Below are 16,573 nucleotides of genomic sequence, written 5' to 3'. Positions count from 1 at the left end.
TTCCCGCCTATATTTTTGCCAGCGATATGCCTGAATCACACTATATTGGGCGCTTTGCGCCATCCCCGTCCGGTGAACTGCATTTTGGTTCGTTAATTGCTGCTCTCGGCAGCTATCTGCAAGCCCGCGCCAACCACGGCACCTGGCTTGTTCGCATCGAAGATATCGATCCCCCCAGAGAAGTTCCCGGCGCGGCAAACACCATTCTTCGCCAGCTTGAGCATTATGGTCTGCACTGGGACGGCGAGGTGCTGTGGCAATCCCGGCGTCATGACGCCTACCGCGAGGCGCTCGCCACCCTGCAACGCAAAGGGCTGAGCTATTTTTGTACCTGCACGCGCGCGCGCATCCAAAGCATCGGCGGCACGTACGATGGGCATTGCCGGACATTACAAAATGGCCCGCAAAACGCCGCCGTACGGCTGGTACAGCAGCAGCCGGTACTGCACTTCGGCGATAAATTACGTGGGCGCATTACCGCCGACGAAAAACTGGCGCGGGAAGATTTCATTATTCATCGCCGTGACGGGCTGTTCGCCTACAACCTTGCGGTGGTGGTCGATGACCATTTTCAGGGTGTCACGGAAATTGTGCGCGGCGCGGATCTGATTGAACCGACGGTGCGGCAAATCTCCCTTTATAACCAGTTTGGCTGGCCGGTTCCGACGTACGTTCATTTGCCGCTGGCGCTCAATGAGCAGGGGAACAAGCTTTCCAAGCAAAACCACGCCCCCGCGTTGCCTGAAGGCGATCCGCGCCCGGTAATAATCAGGGCTTTACAATTTTTGAACCAGGATGTAACAAATGAGTGGCAGGATCTGCGCATCGACGCACTGCTGCAAAAAGCGGTGGAAAACTGGACGCTTTGCCGTGTGCCAGATGCCGTGGATGCGAATACAGCATTCTCAAACGGCTCGCGCTGAGCTATGATTAGCCGCTATTTTTTTGTCCTGACGTTTGACACTACCGAGGTGTACTATTTTTACCCGAGTCGCTAATTTTTGCCGCAAGGTGCTAAGCCGCGAAGAGAGCATGGTCGTTGAGGCTATGGCCCAACCGCAGATGACGGTTATTCCGCGTGAGCAGCACGCTATTTCCCGCAAAGATATCAGTGAAAATGCGCTCAAGGTGCTCTATCGTCTGAATAAAGCGGGCTACGACGCTTACCTGGTAGGCGGCGGTGTGCGCGATTTATTGCTGGGCAAAAAACCAAAAGATTTTGACGTGACCACCAGCGCAACGCCGGACCAGGTGCGTAAACTGTTTCGCAACTGCCGCCTGGTTGGCCGCCGTTTCCGCCTTGCCCATGTGATGTTCGGGCCGGAAATCATCGAAGTCGCCACGTTCCGTGGTCATCACGACGAACAACAAACCGATCGCACCATCTCCCAGCGCGGGCAGAATGGCATGCTGCTGCGCGACAACATTTTCGGCTCCATCGAAGAAGATGCCCAGCGCCGCGACTTCACCATCAACAGCCTTTATTACAGCGTGGCTGATTTCACCGTGCGTGATTACGTCGGCGGCATGCGTGATTTAGAAGAGGGTGTGATTCGCCTGATTGGTAACCCGGAAACCCGCTACCGCGAAGATCCGGTGCGCATGCTGCGCGCGGTGCGCTTTGCCGCCAAGCTCAATATGCGTATCAGCGAAGAGACCGCCGAGCCGATCCCGCGCCTGGCAACGCTGATTAACGATGTTCCTCCGGCACGCCTGTTTGAGGAATCGCTGAAACTGTTGCAGGCCGGTTACGGTTACGAAACCTACCGTTTACTGCGTGAGTATGGTCTGTTCCAGCCGCTGTTCCCCAGCATCACCCGCTACTTCACCGAAAAAGGCGACAGCCCGATGGAGCGGATTATTGACCAGGTGCTGAAGAATACCGACAACCGCATTCGCAACGACATGCGCGTTAACCCGGCGTTTTTGTTTGCCGCTATGTTCTGGTATCCGCTGCTGGAAAACGCCCAGCGTATTACCCAGGAAGGCGGGCTTGCTTATTACGACGCTTTCGCGCTGGCGATGAACGATGTGCTGGATGAAGCGTGCCGTTCACTGGCGATCCCGAAACGCATCACCACGCTGATCCGTGATATCTGGCAGTTGCAATTGCGGATGTCCCGCCGCCAGGGCAAGCGCTCATGGAAGCTGATGGAACACCCGAAATTCCGCGCGGCTTATGATTTACTGGCGCTGCGGGCCGAAGCCGAAAATAACGGCGAACTGCAACGTCTGGCGAAATGGTGGGGTGAGTTCCAGGTTTCCGCGCCGCCAGCCCAGAAAGATATGCTCAATAATTTAGACGATGAACCGGCAGAACGCCGTCGCCACCGCCGCCCGCGCAAACGCGCGCCGCGCCGTGAAGGTAGCGCATGACCCTCGCGTATATCGCGCTTGGCAGCAACCTAGCGTCACCGCTCGACCAGGTTAACGCCGCGATTACCGCCCTCGGAGAGATCCCACAAAGCCGCATCGTGGCGGTCTCTTCGTTATATCGCACTCCCCCGCTTGGCCCGCCGGATCAACCGGACTATCTCAACGCCGCCGTGGCGCTGGAAACTGCCCTTGAGCCAGAAACGCTGCTCGATCACACGCAACGCATTGAACTCCAGCAAGGCCGCGTACGTAAAGCAGAACGCTGGGGACCGCGCACGCTCGATCTCGATATCATGCTGTTTGGCAATCTTACGTTGAATACCGAACGCCTGACGGTGCCGCATTACGACATGAAAAACCGGGGTTTTATGCTGTGGCCGCTGTTTGAAATTGCGCCCGATCTGCACTTCCCGGACGGTACATCGTTGCAGGAAATTCTTGCAAACCTGAACGCGCCGAAACCCGACGCCTGGTAATTTCCCGCGTTCGTCACGCCCCGCGCTCACCGCTTGCCTAAAATCATTGCCCACCTGATGGTTGCTGCTAGAATGCGCCAGAATCGCTTTCGACTATCAGGAAACGCTATGAAACCCACCACCATCTCCTGGCTGCACAAGTGCAAGCAGGAAAAAAGACGCTTCGCCACTATCACCGCATACGACTACAGCTTCGCGAAACTGTTTGCCGAAGAAGGGATTAACGTGATGCTGGTTGGTGATTCGTTAGGGATGACGGTACAAGGTCACGACTCCACCCTGCCGGTAACGGTTGCCGATATCGCTTATCACACCCAGGCTGTGCGCCGCGGCGCACCGGCCTGCCTGTTGCTCGCCGATCTGCCGTTTATGGCCTACGCCACGCCGGAGCAGGCATTTGAAAATGCCGCTGTGGTCATGCGCGCGGGCGCCAATATGGTGAAAATCGAAGGCGGCCGCTGGCTGGCGCCTACGGTGAAAATGCTGACCGAGCGCGCCGTGCCGGTGTGCGGCCACCTGGGGCTGACCCCGCAGTCCGTTAATATTTTCGGTGGCTATAAAGTGCAGGGGCGCGGCGACTCGGCACAAGGTCTGCTTGACGATGCGCTGGCGCTGGAAGCCGCAGGCGCACAGCTACTGGTGCTGGAGTGTGTTCCGGTCGAGCTGGCGCAACGTATCACGACGGCATTAACCATTCCGGTAATTGGTATTGGCGCAGGTAATGTCACCGACGGCCAGATTCTGGTGATGCATGACGCCTTCGGTATTACCGGCGGACATATCCCGAAATTCGCCAAAAATTTCCTCAGTGAAGCAGGCGACATGCGCGCAGCGGTCAGGCAGTATGTTGCCGACGTCGAATCCGGAACCTATCCGGGTGAAGAACATAGTTTCCATTAAGGAGCCTGGTTGTGTTGATTATTGAAACCCTCCCGCTGCTGCGCCAGCACATCCGCAGACTGCGTCAGGAAGGAAAGCGTGTTGCGCTGGTGCCAACGATGGGCAACCTGCACGATGGCCATATGAAGCTGGTCGACGAAGCGAAAGCCCGCGCCGATGTGGTGGTTGTGAGTATTTTCGTTAACCCAATGCAGTTTGACCGCCCGGATGATTTAGTGCGTTATCCGCGCACCTTGCAGGAAGATTGCGAAAAGCTGAACAAGCGCAAAGTCGATCTTGTTTTCGCCCCTGCACCGGCGGATATCTACCCGCAGGGCACCGACAGCCAAACCTATGTTGATGTGCCGGGTATCTCGACCATGCTGGAAGGCGCGAGCCGTCCGGGCCATTTCCGCGGTGTGTCGACTATCGTCAGCAAGCTGTTCAACCTGGTGCAACCGGATATCGCCTGCTTTGGCGAGAAGGATTACCAGCAACTGCAGCTGATCCGCAAAATGGTTGCCGACATGGGCTATGACATCGAGATTGTCGGCGTGCCGACCGTGCGCGCAAAAGATGGCCTCGCGCTGAGCTCGCGTAATGGCTATCTCACCGCAGAACAGCGCAAAATCGCCCCGGCGCTCAGCAAAGTAATGAATTCGATTGCCGATAAACTGCTGGCGGGCGAGCGCAATGAAGAAGAGCTGATTGCCATTGCTGAGCAGGAGATCAACGACGCGGGTCTGCGCGCCGATGACATTCAGATCCGCGATGCGGATACGCTGCTGGCGCTGTCCGAGGGCAGTAAACGCGCGGTAATTTTGATGGCGGCATGGCTCGGCCAGGCGCGGCTTATCGATAATAAAGTGGTTGAGTTACCCCGCTAGACAGGGCGAAAAAATCGGGCAATACTCCACTCCTGGCTTGCCCTTACGCCCGCCAGGACGTGGCGCGAGCACACGAGGGATTCGCAGGGAGCCGCCCTCCATTTTCAGGTTAATTATCAGTAATGAAGGTTTAACTTATGATTCGCACGATGCTGCAAGGCAAGCTCCACCGCGTCAAAGTGACGCAGGCCGACCTGCACTACGAAGGTTCCTGCGCGATTGACCAGGATTTCCTTGAGGCGGCCGGTATTCTGGAATACGAAGCCATCGATATTTATAACGTGACCAACGGCAAACGCTTTTCTACCTACGCGATTGCCGGCGAGCGCGGTTCACGCATTATCTCGGTTAACGGTGCGGCAGCGCACTGCGCGGACGTTGGCGATATCCTGATTATCGCCAGCTATGTCACCGTGCCGGATGAGGTTGCCCGTAGCTGGCAGCCGAAAGTGGCCTATTTTGATGGCGACAACGAGATGAAACGCACCGCGAAAGCCGTGCCGGTTCAGGTTGCCTGACGCCCTACCCCTGCGGCTGATTACTGATCAGCCGCGACATTGTCTCCAGCGAATCCGTTCTCAGCACGTACAACCGTTTCAGTAAAAACGGGTTATCTCCCGGTTTCACCTTGCCACGCACCGTGGTCACCGCCAGATGAAAACCGGCGTCATTCGCCGCTTTTACCGCTTTATCGTCATAGCCGCCAAACGGGTACGAGAGATAAAGAACATGCGGATTGAACTGCGCTAACGCGCGGCGCGAGCGTTTAAAATCGAACAGAATATTGTGGTAGTTGCGGCTGAGCAAAATCGGGTGCATAGCATCATCAACCCGGTGCAGGAAATGGGTATGTGACTGCACATCGAACACATCCCGAATCTGATTCAGCTCCGACACACTCATAAACTGCAGGGATTTCGGGTCCCACGGCTGCGGTTTGCGCTTAATGCGCGAGGAAATGATAAACGCCGTCGCTTTAAAACCGTACTCGCGCAGGATCGGCCAGGCGTAACGGCTGACCGACTTCAGCCCGTCATCAAAGGTGATCACCACCGAACGCGCAGGCAAATTCATACGATTACGCACATAGCCTTCCAGCTGATACATCGACAGCGTGGTGTAACCCTGATCGCGCAGCCAGGTCATCTGGTTAGTGAAGGCGCGTACCGACGTGGTGGTTGAGGTGTGGCGAAAACGGGTATTTTCTTCATCACGCAAGATATGGTGATAAGTCAGCACCGGAATCCCGTTGTCTTCTTGTGCATCCAGGCTGCTTATCCACGCCAGCCGGTTGCCGATGCGGATCTGAAACCAGGTCTGGTTCAGGCGATCTTTCAGCTTATCGATTATCGGGTAACGCAAGTTTTCCGCCAGCGTACCCACCTGTTTACTGGTGATATCCGGCGACGTATAGAGCGGCGTATCCTGCCAGGTGATCAGGTTTTGATTACTAAGCGGTTTATTCAGATCGCCAAGCGTATCTTCGACCCGCTCATTACCTGACACCGCGCCAAGATGGCCTCTGTCGATAAACCCGCTACCGAAACCAAAGCGAAACGCGTAATAATCTTCCGCCCCTGGCACGACCGCCAGGATCTGCCCGGCGCGAATATTGCCGACGGTAACGACTCTGTCCCCCACCTGCGCCCAGATGTTGGCATCTTCAGTGGTTTGCATATAGCGCGCGGGAATGCGTTGTTCACTGACAATGCTGGCAGATGCGCTCAAGGCAACCAGCAACAGCAAAAGGGTAATCAAACGAGACATGAGACGAACCGAATAGAAAAACTGCACCTATTGTAGCAACAGAACGGGAGAAACCAACGGCAATGAGCAGGCTAAAAAATAGCCTAATCCTGAGGATTGGCTCTCTTCCACAGAAGAGAGCCGTTGCGGTGTGGATTAGCTGCGCAGCCCGCGTCCGCGGTTGATCAGATACCAGCACAGCAGGTAAAAGACGATGATAAACACCACCAGCACCCCTACGGTGGTAAACAGCGGCACATCGGAAATGCCGAGGAAACCAAAGCGGAAGCCGCTAATCATGTACACGATCGGGTTGAGGTGCGACAGCGCCTGCCAGAACGGCGGCAGCAGCGTCAGGGAGTAGAACACCCCGCCCAGATAAGTCAGCGGTGTCAGCACAAAAGTCGGGATCAGGCTGATGTCATCAAAGGTTTTGGCAAATACCGCATTCAACAGCCCGGCCAGTGAAAACAGCACCGCTGTCAGCAGCAGCGTCAGGCCGACAAACAGCCAGGAGTGAACCTGGAACGGCACGAAAAACAGCGACACCGCCGTGACCAGAATGCCCACACACAGCCCGCGCGCCACGCCGCCGCCCACATAGCCGGCGATAATGACATGCGTTGGCACCGGGGCCACCAGCAGCTCCTCGATATTGCGCTGGAACTTGGCGCTGAAGAACGATGAAGCCACGTTGGCGTAAGCGTTGGTGATCACCGCCATCATGATTAAGCCCGGCACGATAAACTGCATGTAGGTAAAGCCGTGCATTTCACCGATACGCGAACCGATCAGGTTGCCGAAAATAATAAAGTAGAGCGTCATGGTGATCACCGGCGGCACCAGGGTTTGCACCCAAATGCGCATAAAACGCTGGATCTCTTTGTACCAGATACTCTTCAGCGCCACCCAGAATAGCTGCATCATGCGCTTTCTCCTTTTCTGTCATGAACCAGCGTGACAAACAGCTCTTCGAGACGGTTGGCTTTGTTACGCATACTTAATACCTGCACACCCTGGGCGCTAAGCTGACTGAACACGCTGTTCACGCCCTGCTCGCGCAGCACTTCCACCTCAAGCGTGGACGTGTCCACCAGCCGGTACTGATACCCTTCCAGCTTCGGCAGCGGGCTTTTCGGCGCTAAATCGAGAATAAAAGTCTCCGATTTCAGTTTCGACAGCAGCGCTTTCATCGAGGTGTTTTCAATCAGATCGCCACGCTGAATGATGCCGATGTTGCGACACAGCATCTCGGCTTCTTCGAGGTAGTGCGTCGTCAGAATGATAGTGGTGCCTTTGTCGTTGAGATCTTTCAAAAAGCCCCACATTGAGCGGCGCAGTTCGATATCAACCCCCGCGGTTGGCTCGTCGAGGATCAGCAGTTTTGGCTCATGCATTAGCGCGCGGGCAATCATCAAACGGCGCTTCATCCCGCCGGAGAGCATCCGTGCACGTTCGTTGCGTTTTTCCCACAGATCGAGCTGTGTGAGGTACTTTTCGCTGCGAATCAACGCCTCTTTACGATCGACACCGTAGTAACCCGCCTGGTTAACCACAATCTGTTGCACGGTTTCAAACGGGTTAAAGTTGAACTCCTGCGGCACCAGCCCCAGCTGGCGTTTGGCGTTCACCACGTCTTTTTCCAGGTCGTAACCAAAAACGCTGACACGCCCGGATGATTTATTTACCAGCGAACTGACAATGCCAATGGTGGTGGATTTGCCGGCGCCATTTGGTCCGAGAAGCGCGTAGAAATCGCCCGCTTCTACTTGTAAATCAATGCCGCGCAGCGCCTGAACGCCGCCCGGATAGGTTTTTTTAAGCTGCTCAAGCTCCAGTGCAATGGTCATGAATTCTCACTTACCTGTTTTCTTACACTCGATGTGTGGTTTAAAAAGAGAAAGAGTTGACCTATATTAGCGCAACGCACTTATTTGGTTACAGGTCGTTAACTTCCATGAAAGACATAGATACACTCATCAGCAACAACGCACTATGGTCAAAAATGCTGGTAGAGGAAGATCCTGGATTCTTCGAAACACTGGCGCAAGCACAGAAGCCGCGCTTTCTCTGGATTGGATGCTCCGACTCACGCGTACCCGCCGAACGCCTTACCGGCCTCGAACCGGGTGAACTGTTTGTCCACCGTAACGTTGCCAACCTGGTCATTCACACCGACCTGAACTGCCTCTCGGTCGTCCAGTACGCGGTGGATGTGCTGGAAGTTGAGCACATCATCATTTGCGGTCACTACGGCTGCGGCGGTGTGCAGGCGGCGGTTGAAAACCCGGAACTGGGCTTGATCAACAACTGGCTGCTGCATATTCGCGATATCTGGTTTAAACATAGCTCGCTGTTAGGCGAAATGCCGCCAGAACGCCGTCTCGATACCCTGTGTGAACTGAACGTGATGGAGCAGGTGTATAACCTGGGCCACTCGACAATCATGCAGTCCGCGTGGAAACGTGGTCAGAACGTGACGATCCATGGCTGGGCCTACGGTATTCATGATGGCTTGCTGCGCGATCTGGACGTGACCGCCACTAACCGCGAAACGCTGGAACAGCGCTATCGCCAGGGCGTTTCCAATCTGAGCCAGAAGCATATCAACCACAAATAACAAGCGGGGCCATCGGCCCCGTTTTTTTATTCGTCCAGCATCACCACTTTGCCAACATACGGCAGATGACGGTAGCGCTGAGCGTAGTCAATTCCGTAACCCACCACGAACTCGTCCGGGATAGCAAAACCGACGAATTCGACCGGAACATCCACTTCACGACGCGACGGTTTATCCAGCAGGGTACAAATCGCCAGCGATTTTGGCTCGCGCAGACGCAGGATCTCGCGCACTTTCGACAGCGTATTACCCGAATCGATAATGTCTTCGACAATCAGCACGTCTTTACCACGAATATCCTCATCGAGATCTTTGAGGATTTTCACATCACGCGTGGTGGACATGCCGCTGCCGTAGCTGGAGGCGGTCATAAAGTCGACTTCATGCGACACCTGCACTTCACGGCACAGGTCAGCCATAAACATAAACGAACCGCGCAGCAGCCCAACCAGCACCATTTCGCTGCCGCTATCTTTATAACGCTCAGTGATTTGACGACCCAGCTCAGCGATACGCGCTTTGATCTCCGCTTCCGGGATCATCACTTCAACAGTGTGTTTCATTTTACTAACCATATGATTTAAAGAGTAAATCACTCAATACCGGCGCTTAAACCAGTGATTGAAACGCAAGATGCGCAGTATACCAGCAAAAAGATTATTGCGGGTTATTCCGCGACAAAGCTCATTTTGTGATGACGGTCACACTTGTTAACTCCTATAATTACTTGCTATCAAAATATTAACAAATCAACGGATGTGTTTTATGGCGGAAACAAAAACTCAACAGTCGCGGCTACTTATTACGCTGACGACGCTCTTTGCAGCCTTCTGCGGGCTGTATCTTTTACTTGGTGGAGTCTGGCTCGTTAGCATTGGCGGTTCCTGGTACTACCCCATCGCCGGTCTGGTCATGCTCGGCGTGACATGGCTATTGTGGAAAGGGAAGCGCACCGCGCTGTGGCTGTATGCCGCCCTGCTGCTGGCAACCATGATTTGGGGCGTGTGGGAAGTCGGTTTCGACTTCTGGGCGCTGACGCCGCGTAGCGATATCCTCGTCTTCTTCGGTATCTGGCTGATCCTGCCTTTCGTCTGGCGTCGTCTGATTGTGCCGTCCAGCGGCGCAGTGGCGGCACTGGTCGTGGCGTTGCTGATTAGCGGCGGTATTCTCACCTGGGCGGGTTTCAACGATCCGCAAGAAGTTCACGGTACCCTGAGCGCCGATGCCACACCGGCCGCGTCGATTTCACAGGTAGCCGATGGTGACTGGCCAGCTTATGGGCGTAACCAGGAAGGCCAGCGCTACTCGCCGCTGAAACAGATTAATGCCGATAACGTGAAAAACCTGAAGGAAGCCTGGGTATTCCGCACCGGCGACCTGAAAATGCCAAACGATCCCGGTGAAATCACCAACGAAGTGACGCCAATTAAAGTGGGCGACACGCTGTTCCTGTGTACCGCGCACCAGCGTTTATTTGCGATTGATGCGGCAACCGGTAAAGAGAAGTGGCATTTCGATCCGCAACTCAACACCAATCCGTCGTTCCAGCATGTGACCTGCCGCGGTGTTTCGTATCATGAAGCCCGTGCCGATAACGCCAGCCCGGATGTGGTTGCGGATTGTCCGCGCCGCATTATTCTGCCGGTGAACGATGGCCGTCTGTTTGCGCTGAATGCGGATAACGGTAAGCTGTGCGAAACCTTTGCCAACAAAGGTATTCTGAATCTGCAAACCAATATGCCGGACACCACACCGGGTCTGTATGAGCCGACGTCTCCGCCAATCATCACCGATAAAACCATCGTGATTGCCGGTTCGGTAACGGATAACTTCTCGACCCGTGAAACCTCTGGTGTTATCCGTGGTTTCGATGTGAACACCGGTAAGCTGTTGTGGGCCTTCGATCCGGGCGCGAAAGATACGAATGCTATCCCATCGGATGAACACTCTTTCACCTTTAACTCACCGAACTCGTGGGCACCTGCGGCTTATGACGCGAAACTGGATTTAGTCTATCTGCCGATGGGCGTGACCACTCCGGATATCTGGGGCGGCAACCGCACACCGGAGCAGGAGCGCTATGCCAGCTCGATCGTCGCGCTGAATGCCACTACCGGTAAGCTCGCCTGGAGTTACCAGACCGTACACCACGATCTGTGGGATATGGATATGCCGTCCCAGCCGACGCTGGCGGACATCACCGTGAATGGCAAAACCGTACCGGTTATCTACGCGCCAGCGAAAACCGGCAACATTTTCGTCCTCGATCGTACTAACGGTAAGCTGGTGGTTCCGGCACCGGAAAAACCGGTTCCTCAGGGCGCGGCAAAAGGCGATTACGTAGCCAAAACGCAGCCCTTCTCCGACCTGAGTTTCCGTCCGAAGAAAGATCTGAGCGGCGCGGATATGTGGGGCGCCACCATGTTTGACCAACTGGTGTGCCGCGTGATGTTCCACCAGTTACGCTATGAAGGTATCTTTACGCCGCCATCTGAGCAGGGCACGCTGGTGTTCCCGGGGAACCTGGGGATGTTCGAATGGGGCGGTATCTCCGTTGATCCAAACCGTCAGGTGGCGATTGCCAACCCAATGGCGCTGCCGTTTGTATCAAAACTGATCCCGCGCGGCCCAGGCAACCCGATGGAGCCGCCGAAAGATGCGAAAGGCACCGGTTCGGAATCCGGTATTCAGCCGCAGTATGGCGTACCGTTTGGCGTGACGCTGAACCCGTTCCTCTCGCCGTTCGGCCTGCCGTGTAAACAACCGGCCTGGGGTTACATTTCCGCACTGGATCTGAAAACCAACCAGGTGGTGTGGAAAAAACGTATTGGTACGCCGCAAGACAGCATGCCGTTCCCGATGCCGGTCCCGGTTCCGTTCAATATGGGGATGCCGATGCTTGGTGGCCCAATCTCCACCGCCGGTAATGTGCTGTTTATCGCCGCGACCGCAGATAACTACCTGCGCGCTTATAACATGAGCAACGGTGAGAAACTGTGGCAGGGCCGTTTGCCGGCCGGTGGCCAGGCAACGCCGATGACTTATGAAGTGAATGGCAAGCAGTACGTGGTCATTTCCGCAGGCGGTCACGGTTCGTTCGGTACCAAAATGGGCGACTACATTGTCGCTTACGCGCTGCCGGATGACGCCAAATAATCCGCTTTCTCCCTGAGCGGGAGCGGTAAATATTACTGGCTATAAAAAATCCCCTCTGCCATCTGGCACGAGGGGATTTCTTTTTTCGGCCACAAACCACCGCATAAAGCGGAGCGTTAAGCGCTACACCGTAAACCCTAGCATCATCCCGGTATCTTCATGTTCCAGCAGATGACAGTGCGCCATATACGCAAATTCTTTCGGCGCGTCATGCTGGAAACGCACCAACACTTCGCTGCGTGCGCCATACACTTCAACCGTATCTTTCCAGCCTGCGCGATGCGCCGCTGGCGGTTTGCCATTTTCCGACAAAATGCGGAACTGCGTGCCGTGAATATGGAACGGGTGCAACATCATGTCGCCCTCGCCAGAAATCACCCAGCGCTCATAATGCCCTTTCTGCGCGGCAAATTGCGGCGTCGTCATATCAAAGGCTTTGCCGTTGATGCGGTTGGCGTTATGGAAATCAAAACCGTTGCCACCGTGATTCATTTGGCCGTGATTCATCTGCATGTTGCCGTGCTGCATCTGGCCGCTACCCATTTGCATATTGCCCATGTCGCCATGGTGCATCTGGTTTTGATCCATATGCATCCCGCCCATCTGCCCATGATCCATCATTCCGGCCATCGCGCTATCGCCATACTTCTGCTGTAGCGCCTGCATGCCCATCATGTCGAGCATCGGATCCATCGACAGCTGCAAAGTGCGCTGCGTTAATCCTGCAAGCGCGGGTAAAGCCGGCAGCGTCGCCAGCGTATCCGGCAACGTGCCGGAAGCGGTCACCTGTAGTGGCTGGATGCGCAGTACCGGTTGCGGCTGGTCAAACGGCGCAACGGTCATTCCCATCTGCTGAACCGGTAAGGTCAGCAGATCAAACGGCTTACCGTTGCTGGTATCAACCAATACTTCAAAGCGCTCGCCCATCAGCACCGGTAACTCGCTCACTTTCACCGGCTCCGCAAGCAAACCACCATCGCTGGCTACCACATACAGCGGGCGTTGATCGCTGGTGGCAAACTTCAGCGAGCGCGCATTGCAGCCGTTCAACAAACGCAAACGCAGCCAGCCGCGCGGGGCGGAATGTTGCGGATAAATGGCGCCGTTGGTGAGCAGCGTATCGCCAAACCAGCCAACGGCTGCGCTCATCACATCCAGTTGGTAGTCAATCTGCCCGTTGGCAGTGAATTTTTTGTCCTGCACGATGACCGGCACATCATCAATGCCCCACTGTTGCGGCAGACGCAATTTACGGCTGTTGTCATCCTCAATCAGCACCAGACCCGCGAGCCCCATCGCAACTTGTCGACCGGTTTTGCCGTGTTGATGCGGATGGAACCAGCATGTCGCCGCCTGCTGTGTCGGGGTAAACGTTACGGTTCGGCTACCGCCCGCTTTAATGATGCCTTGCGGCCCGCCATCGACCTCGCCCGGCACCTCAACGCCGTGCCAGTGTACAGTGGTTTCTTCGGCCAGCGTATTGCGGATCTCAACGGTCACCTCACGCCCCTGGCGGAGCTGAAGCGCCGGGCCTAACAGCGCACCGTTGTATCCCCAGGTGGCAGCACGTTTATTGCCGAACAGGGTTTCCCCCGCCTGCACCGTTAACGTGATACGGTTTTGCGCGTCGGCGGTGAGCAGTGGCGGGATGGGCAATGCGGGGCGCTCAGCGGCGAGCAGTGAACGGCTCCACAGCGGCAGCGCGCTCATCACCCCCAGCGCGGCGGAATATTTTAAGAAATCTCGACGTTGCATGGGCATTTCCTTATCGATTGCAGGTCATCTTTTGAGCTTAAACCCTCCCCCTGCCGGAAGGTCAAGAAAAGAGGCAATAATAAATATCGTCGCCATATCCGGACTGTGCTAACGTTTAAATTCCGTTACGCCGTGGTAGAAATAATGAAGACGTTTTTCAGAACAATTGTCCTGGGCAGCATGCTGGCTGTCTCCGCTAACAGTTATGCCCTAAGTGAATCCGAAGCTGAAGACATGGCCGATCTCACGGCGGTGTTTGTATTTCTGAAAAACGACTGCGGTTATAACAACTTACCGAATGGGCAGATCCGCCGCGCACTGGTTTTTTTCGCCCAGCAAAATCAGTGGGATCTCAGCAACTATGACACGTGGGACATGAAATCGCTTGGCGAAGAGAGTTACCGCGATCTCAGCGGTATCGGCATTCCGACCGCCAAAAAATGTAAAGCCCTCGCCCGCGACTCCCTGAGCCTGCTCGCCTACGTCAAATAACGGTGAACTTTTGACCGTGCATCGCTAAGCAGAGTTAGCTATGATGTTGCGCCCGTTTTTCGCGGGTGTTAACAAAGGAGCTACCGATGGCCGATAACAACGTATGGCAAGAGACGCTGCACGACCATTTTGGTCAATACTTTGCCGTTGATAAGGTGCTGTATCACGAAAAGACCGATCATCAGGATCTGATTATTTTCGAGAACGCCGCTTTTGGCCGCGTTATGGCGCTGGATGGCGTGGTGCAAACCACCGAACGCGACGAGTTTATCTATCACGAAATGATGACCCATGTTCCGCTGCTGGCGCACGGCCACGCGAAACATGTACTGATCATCGGCGGCGGCGACGGCGCGATGTTGCGCGAAGTCACCCGCCATAAAAATATTGAAACCATCACCATGGTAGAAATCGACGCTGGCGTCGTCTCTTTCTGCCGCCAGTATCTGCCAAAGCACAATGCAGGTGCCTATGACGATCCGCGTTTTACGCTGGTGATCGACGACGGCGTCAATTTTGTGACTCACACTGACCAGACGTTTGACGTGATTATCTCGGACTGTACCGATCCGATCGGGCCAGGTGAGAGCCTGTTCACCTCTGCGTTTTATGAAGGTTGCAAACGCTGCCTGAACCCTGGCGGGATCTTCGTCGCGCAAAACGGCGTCAGCTTCTTACAGCAAGATGAAGCGGTCGACAGCTACCGCAAGCTCGGCCACTATTTCAGCGATGTCGGCTTCTATCAGGCGGCGGTACCAACCTATTACGGCGGCATTATGACGTTCGCCTGGGCCACGGATAACGAGGCACTGCGCCATCTCTCAACCGAGATTATTGCCGCCCGTTTCCACAGTGCCCGTCTCACCTGCCGCTACTACAACCCGGCGATTCATACGGCAGCCTTTGCCCTGCCGCAATATTTACATGATGCACTGGCTGCACAGTAACACTAAGGGGGTGATAAAAATTGAAAAAGCTTAAACTACATGGCTTTAACAACCTGACCAAAAGCCTGAGTTTTTGTATCTACGACATCTGCTACGCCAAAACCGCAGAAGAGCGTGACGGCTATATTGCCTACATTGATGAACTCTATAACGCCAACCGTTTGACGGAGATCCTCACGGAAACCTGCAACATTATTGGCGCCAACATTTTGAACATTGCCCGCCAGGATTACGAGCCGCAAGGTGCGAGTGTAACCATCCTGGTAAGCGAAGAGCCCGTCGACCCGCAGCTTATCGACAAAACCGAGCATCCCGGCCCGCTGCCGGAAGCGGTCGTCGCGCATCTGGATAAAAGCCATATCTGCGTGCACACCTACCCGGAAAGCCATCCGGAAGGCGGCTTGTGTACTTTCCGCGCGGACATTGAAGTCTCAACCTGCGGCGTGATTTCACCGCTGAAAGCGCTGAATTACCTGATCCACCAGCTCGAATCCGATATTGTCACCGTCGATTACCGCGTGCGCGGCTTTACCCGCGATATCAACGGCATGAAACACTTTATCGATCATGAGATTAATTCAATTCAGAACTTCATGTCAGATGACATGAAATCGCTGTATGACATGGTGGACGTTAACGTGTATCAGGAAAATATCTTCCATACCAAGATGTTGCTTAAAGAGTTCGACCTGAAACACTACATGTTCCATACCAAACCGGAAGATTTGACGCCGCAAGAACGTAAAGAGATCACGGAAGCGTTGTGGAAAGAGATGCGCGAGATCTACTACGGCCGTAACATTCCGGCCGTGTAACGCACCAGGGGAGCAAGGACGCGCCCTGATTAACGCTGCTGGAGGAATTGCCGGTAGGCCGCCACCACCTGAAGAAAATCCTCGACGCCGCACAGCGACAGGCTCTCTTCGTCGTAGTAACTCATCCCCTCTTCCATTTCATCGCCGGAAAATTCCAACTGATTCGCGCGAATCATCACCTCTTCGCCATCCAGCCACAGCGTGTATTCATGCCCGGCGCGCTGCCAGGAACGCTCACTGCCTTTCACCGTTTTCGCCGCCTGCTCCACTTCATCGAGCAGCGCCAGGTTCTCTTTTACTTCTTCATTGAACCAGTGGCCCACCACTTCGTGGCCCATTGACATGCGCACCTTTACCACTCCGGTGATATCACGCAAAAATTCGTAATCCATAATCGCTTCCTCATGCAGGCAAATCGCCGCCT

Annotated in this window: 17 protein-coding genes; 11 read left to right on the top strand and 6 right to left on the bottom strand. The window is 55.0% G+C overall.

The window, feature by feature from the left end:
- Positions 1 to 26: 26 nt before the first annotated feature.
- From gluQRS to panD, 6 genes are all read left to right on the top strand, one after another.
- Positions 27 to 923: a tRNA glutamyl-Q(34) synthetase GluQRS gene (gene gluQRS / locus BN2591_RS08305; protein WP_167372802.1), complete on the top strand. Its 897-nt coding sequence runs from the start codon at positions 27 to 29 to the stop codon at positions 921 to 923.
- Between the two features lie 55 nt (positions 924 to 978).
- Positions 979 to 2,376, top strand: a complete 1,398-nt coding sequence (pcnB, locus tag BN2591_RS08300) for a polynucleotide adenylyltransferase PcnB (protein ID WP_208616136.1) — start codon at positions 979 to 981, stop codon at positions 2,374 to 2,376.
- The gene (folK, locus tag BN2591_RS08295; RefSeq protein ID WP_086870584.1) at positions 2,373 to 2,852 is read left to right on the top strand and encodes a 2-amino-4-hydroxy-6-hydroxymethyldihydropteridine diphosphokinase; all 480 of its coding nucleotides are present in this window, start codon (positions 2,373 to 2,375) and stop codon (positions 2,850 to 2,852) included. The genes pcnB and folK overlap by 4 nt, the downstream gene beginning before the upstream one ends.
- A 108-nt stretch (positions 2,853 to 2,960) precedes the next feature.
- Positions 2,961 to 3,752 (top strand): 3-methyl-2-oxobutanoate hydroxymethyltransferase, encoded by a 792-nt coding sequence (panB, locus tag BN2591_RS08290; RefSeq protein WP_086870582.1) that lies wholly within the window; start codon positions 2,961 to 2,963, stop codon positions 3,750 to 3,752.
- 11 nt (positions 3,753 to 3,763) lie between these two features.
- The gene (panC, locus tag BN2591_RS08285; protein ID WP_086870580.1) at positions 3,764 to 4,618 is read left to right on the top strand and encodes a pantoate--beta-alanine ligase; all 855 of its coding nucleotides are present in this window, start codon (positions 3,764 to 3,766) and stop codon (positions 4,616 to 4,618) included.
- Positions 4,619 to 4,755: 137 nt separating this feature from the next.
- Positions 4,756 to 5,136: an aspartate 1-decarboxylase gene (panD, locus tag BN2591_RS08280; protein WP_020456583.1), complete on the top strand. Its 381-nt coding sequence runs from the start codon at positions 4,756 to 4,758 to the stop codon at positions 5,134 to 5,136.
- A gap of 4 nt (positions 5,137 to 5,140) precedes the next feature.
- On the opposite strand, the gene BN2591_RS08275 is transcribed toward panD, so the two are convergent.
- The 3 genes from BN2591_RS08275 to BN2591_RS08265 all read right to left on the bottom strand — a co-directional run bounded on the left by BN2591_RS08275 (position 5,141) and on the right by BN2591_RS08265 (position 8,214).
- The gene (locus BN2591_RS08275) at positions 5,141 to 6,385 is read right to left on the bottom strand and encodes a polysaccharide deacetylase family protein (protein ID WP_086870578.1); all 1,245 of its coding nucleotides are present in this window, start codon (positions 6,383 to 6,385) and stop codon (positions 5,141 to 5,143) included.
- A 135-nt stretch (positions 6,386 to 6,520) separates the two neighbouring features.
- The gene (locus tag BN2591_RS08270) at positions 6,521 to 7,291 is read right to left on the bottom strand and encodes an ABC transporter permease (protein WP_017457966.1); all 771 of its coding nucleotides are present in this window, start codon (positions 7,289 to 7,291) and stop codon (positions 6,521 to 6,523) included.
- Positions 7,288 to 8,214: an ABC transporter ATP-binding protein gene (locus BN2591_RS08265; RefSeq protein ID WP_017457965.1), complete on the bottom strand. Its 927-nt coding sequence runs from the start codon at positions 8,212 to 8,214 to the stop codon at positions 7,288 to 7,290. The genes BN2591_RS08270 and BN2591_RS08265 overlap by 4 nt, the downstream gene beginning before the upstream one ends.
- A gap of 107 nt (positions 8,215 to 8,321) precedes the next feature.
- Between BN2591_RS08265 and can the strand changes: the two genes are divergently transcribed.
- Positions 8,322 to 8,984, top strand: a complete 663-nt coding sequence (can, locus tag BN2591_RS08260; RefSeq protein WP_086870576.1) for a carbonate dehydratase — start codon at positions 8,322 to 8,324, stop codon at positions 8,982 to 8,984.
- A 26-nt stretch (positions 8,985 to 9,010) separates the two neighbouring features.
- Here the strand turns inward: can and hpt are convergent, their stop codons facing one another.
- On the bottom strand, positions 9,011 to 9,547 hold the full coding sequence (gene hpt, locus BN2591_RS08255) for a hypoxanthine phosphoribosyltransferase (RefSeq protein WP_017457963.1): 537 nt from the start codon (positions 9,545 to 9,547) through the stop codon (positions 9,011 to 9,013).
- Between the two features lie 202 nt (positions 9,548 to 9,749).
- Here hpt and BN2591_RS08250 point away from each other — a divergent pair, with 202 nt between their 5' ends.
- The gene (locus BN2591_RS08250) at positions 9,750 to 12,140 is read left to right on the top strand and encodes a glucose/quinate/shikimate family membrane-bound PQQ-dependent dehydrogenase (RefSeq protein ID WP_086870575.1); all 2,391 of its coding nucleotides are present in this window, start codon (positions 9,750 to 9,752) and stop codon (positions 12,138 to 12,140) included.
- A gap of 123 nt (positions 12,141 to 12,263) precedes the next feature.
- On the opposite strand, the gene cueO is transcribed toward BN2591_RS08250, so the two are convergent.
- Positions 12,264 to 13,895 carry a multicopper oxidase CueO gene (cueO, locus tag BN2591_RS08245; RefSeq protein WP_086870573.1) on the bottom strand — a complete coding sequence of 544 codons (1,632 nt, stop codon included), beginning with the start codon at positions 13,893 to 13,895 and terminating at the stop codon, positions 12,264 to 12,266.
- Between the two features lie 144 nt (positions 13,896 to 14,039).
- Between cueO and BN2591_RS08240 the strand changes: the two genes are divergently transcribed.
- The 3 genes from BN2591_RS08240 to speD all read left to right on the top strand — a co-directional run bounded on the left by BN2591_RS08240 (position 14,040) and on the right by speD (position 16,149).
- Positions 14,040 to 14,387 carry a YacC family pilotin-like protein gene (locus BN2591_RS08240; protein ID WP_086870571.1) on the top strand — a complete coding sequence of 116 codons (348 nt, stop codon included), beginning with the start codon at positions 14,040 to 14,042 and terminating at the stop codon, positions 14,385 to 14,387.
- A gap of 86 nt (positions 14,388 to 14,473) precedes the next feature.
- The gene (gene speE, locus BN2591_RS08235; RefSeq protein WP_086870569.1) at positions 14,474 to 15,334 is read left to right on the top strand and encodes a polyamine aminopropyltransferase; all 861 of its coding nucleotides are present in this window, start codon (positions 14,474 to 14,476) and stop codon (positions 15,332 to 15,334) included.
- A 20-nt stretch (positions 15,335 to 15,354) separates the two neighbouring features.
- Positions 15,355 to 16,149 carry an adenosylmethionine decarboxylase gene (gene speD / locus BN2591_RS08230; RefSeq protein ID WP_065369286.1) on the top strand — a complete coding sequence of 265 codons (795 nt, stop codon included), beginning with the start codon at positions 15,355 to 15,357 and terminating at the stop codon, positions 16,147 to 16,149.
- A 29-nt stretch (positions 16,150 to 16,178) separates the two neighbouring features.
- Here speD and yacL read toward each other — a convergent pair whose 3' ends face one another.
- Positions 16,179 to 16,541: a protein YacL gene (gene yacL / locus BN2591_RS08225; RefSeq protein WP_017457957.1), complete on the bottom strand. Its 363-nt coding sequence runs from the start codon at positions 16,539 to 16,541 to the stop codon at positions 16,179 to 16,181.
- Positions 16,542 to 16,573: the final 32 nt, after the last annotated feature.

Source organism: Kosakonia pseudosacchari (assembly GCF_900184035.1).
Lineage (GTDB): Bacteria > Pseudomonadota > Gammaproteobacteria > Enterobacterales > Enterobacteriaceae > Kosakonia > Kosakonia pseudosacchari.
Note: the sequence above shows the minus strand (reverse complement) of the source record. Positions and strands in the feature narration are given on the sequence as shown.

What these genes read in the sequence shown, in the direction of transcription:
- BN2591_RS08265 (WP_017457965.1), bottom strand. Translation starts at nt 8,214, where the DNA reads ATGACCATTGCACTGGAGCTTGAGCAGCTTAAAAAAACCTATCCGGGC.
- panB (WP_086870582.1), top strand. Translation starts at nt 2,961, where the DNA reads ATGAAACCCACCACCATCTCCTGGCTGCACAAGTGCAAGCAGGAAAAA.
- hpt (WP_017457963.1), bottom strand. Translation starts at nt 9,547, where the DNA reads ATGAAACACACTGTTGAAGTGATGATCCCGGAAGCGGAGATCAAAGCG.
- cueO (WP_086870573.1), bottom strand. Translation starts at nt 13,895, where the DNA reads ATGCAACGTCGAGATTTCTTAAAATATTCCGCCGCGCTGGGGGTGATG.
- BN2591_RS08250 (WP_086870575.1), top strand. Translation starts at nt 9,750, where the DNA reads ATGGCGGAAACAAAAACTCAACAGTCGCGGCTACTTATTACGCTGACG.
- speE (WP_086870569.1), top strand. Translation starts at nt 14,474, where the DNA reads ATGGCCGATAACAACGTATGGCAAGAGACGCTGCACGACCATTTTGGT.
- yacL (WP_017457957.1), bottom strand. Translation starts at nt 16,541, where the DNA reads ATGGATTACGAATTTTTGCGTGATATCACCGGAGTGGTAAAGGTGCGC.
- gluQRS (WP_167372802.1), top strand. Translation starts at nt 27, where the DNA reads ATGCCTGAATCACACTATATTGGGCGCTTTGCGCCATCCCCGTCCGGT.
- can (WP_086870576.1), top strand. Translation starts at nt 8,322, where the DNA reads ATGAAAGACATAGATACACTCATCAGCAACAACGCACTATGGTCAAAA.
- BN2591_RS08270 (WP_017457966.1), bottom strand. Translation starts at nt 7,291, where the DNA reads ATGATGCAGCTATTCTGGGTGGCGCTGAAGAGTATCTGGTACAAAGAG.
- folK (WP_086870584.1), top strand. Translation starts at nt 2,373, where the DNA reads ATGACCCTCGCGTATATCGCGCTTGGCAGCAACCTAGCGTCACCGCTC.
- BN2591_RS08240 (WP_086870571.1), top strand. Translation starts at nt 14,040, where the DNA reads ATGAAGACGTTTTTCAGAACAATTGTCCTGGGCAGCATGCTGGCTGTC.
- panD (WP_020456583.1), top strand. Translation starts at nt 4,756, where the DNA reads ATGATTCGCACGATGCTGCAAGGCAAGCTCCACCGCGTCAAAGTGACG.
- BN2591_RS08275 (WP_086870578.1), bottom strand. Translation starts at nt 6,385, where the DNA reads ATGTCTCGTTTGATTACCCTTTTGCTGTTGCTGGTTGCCTTGAGCGCA.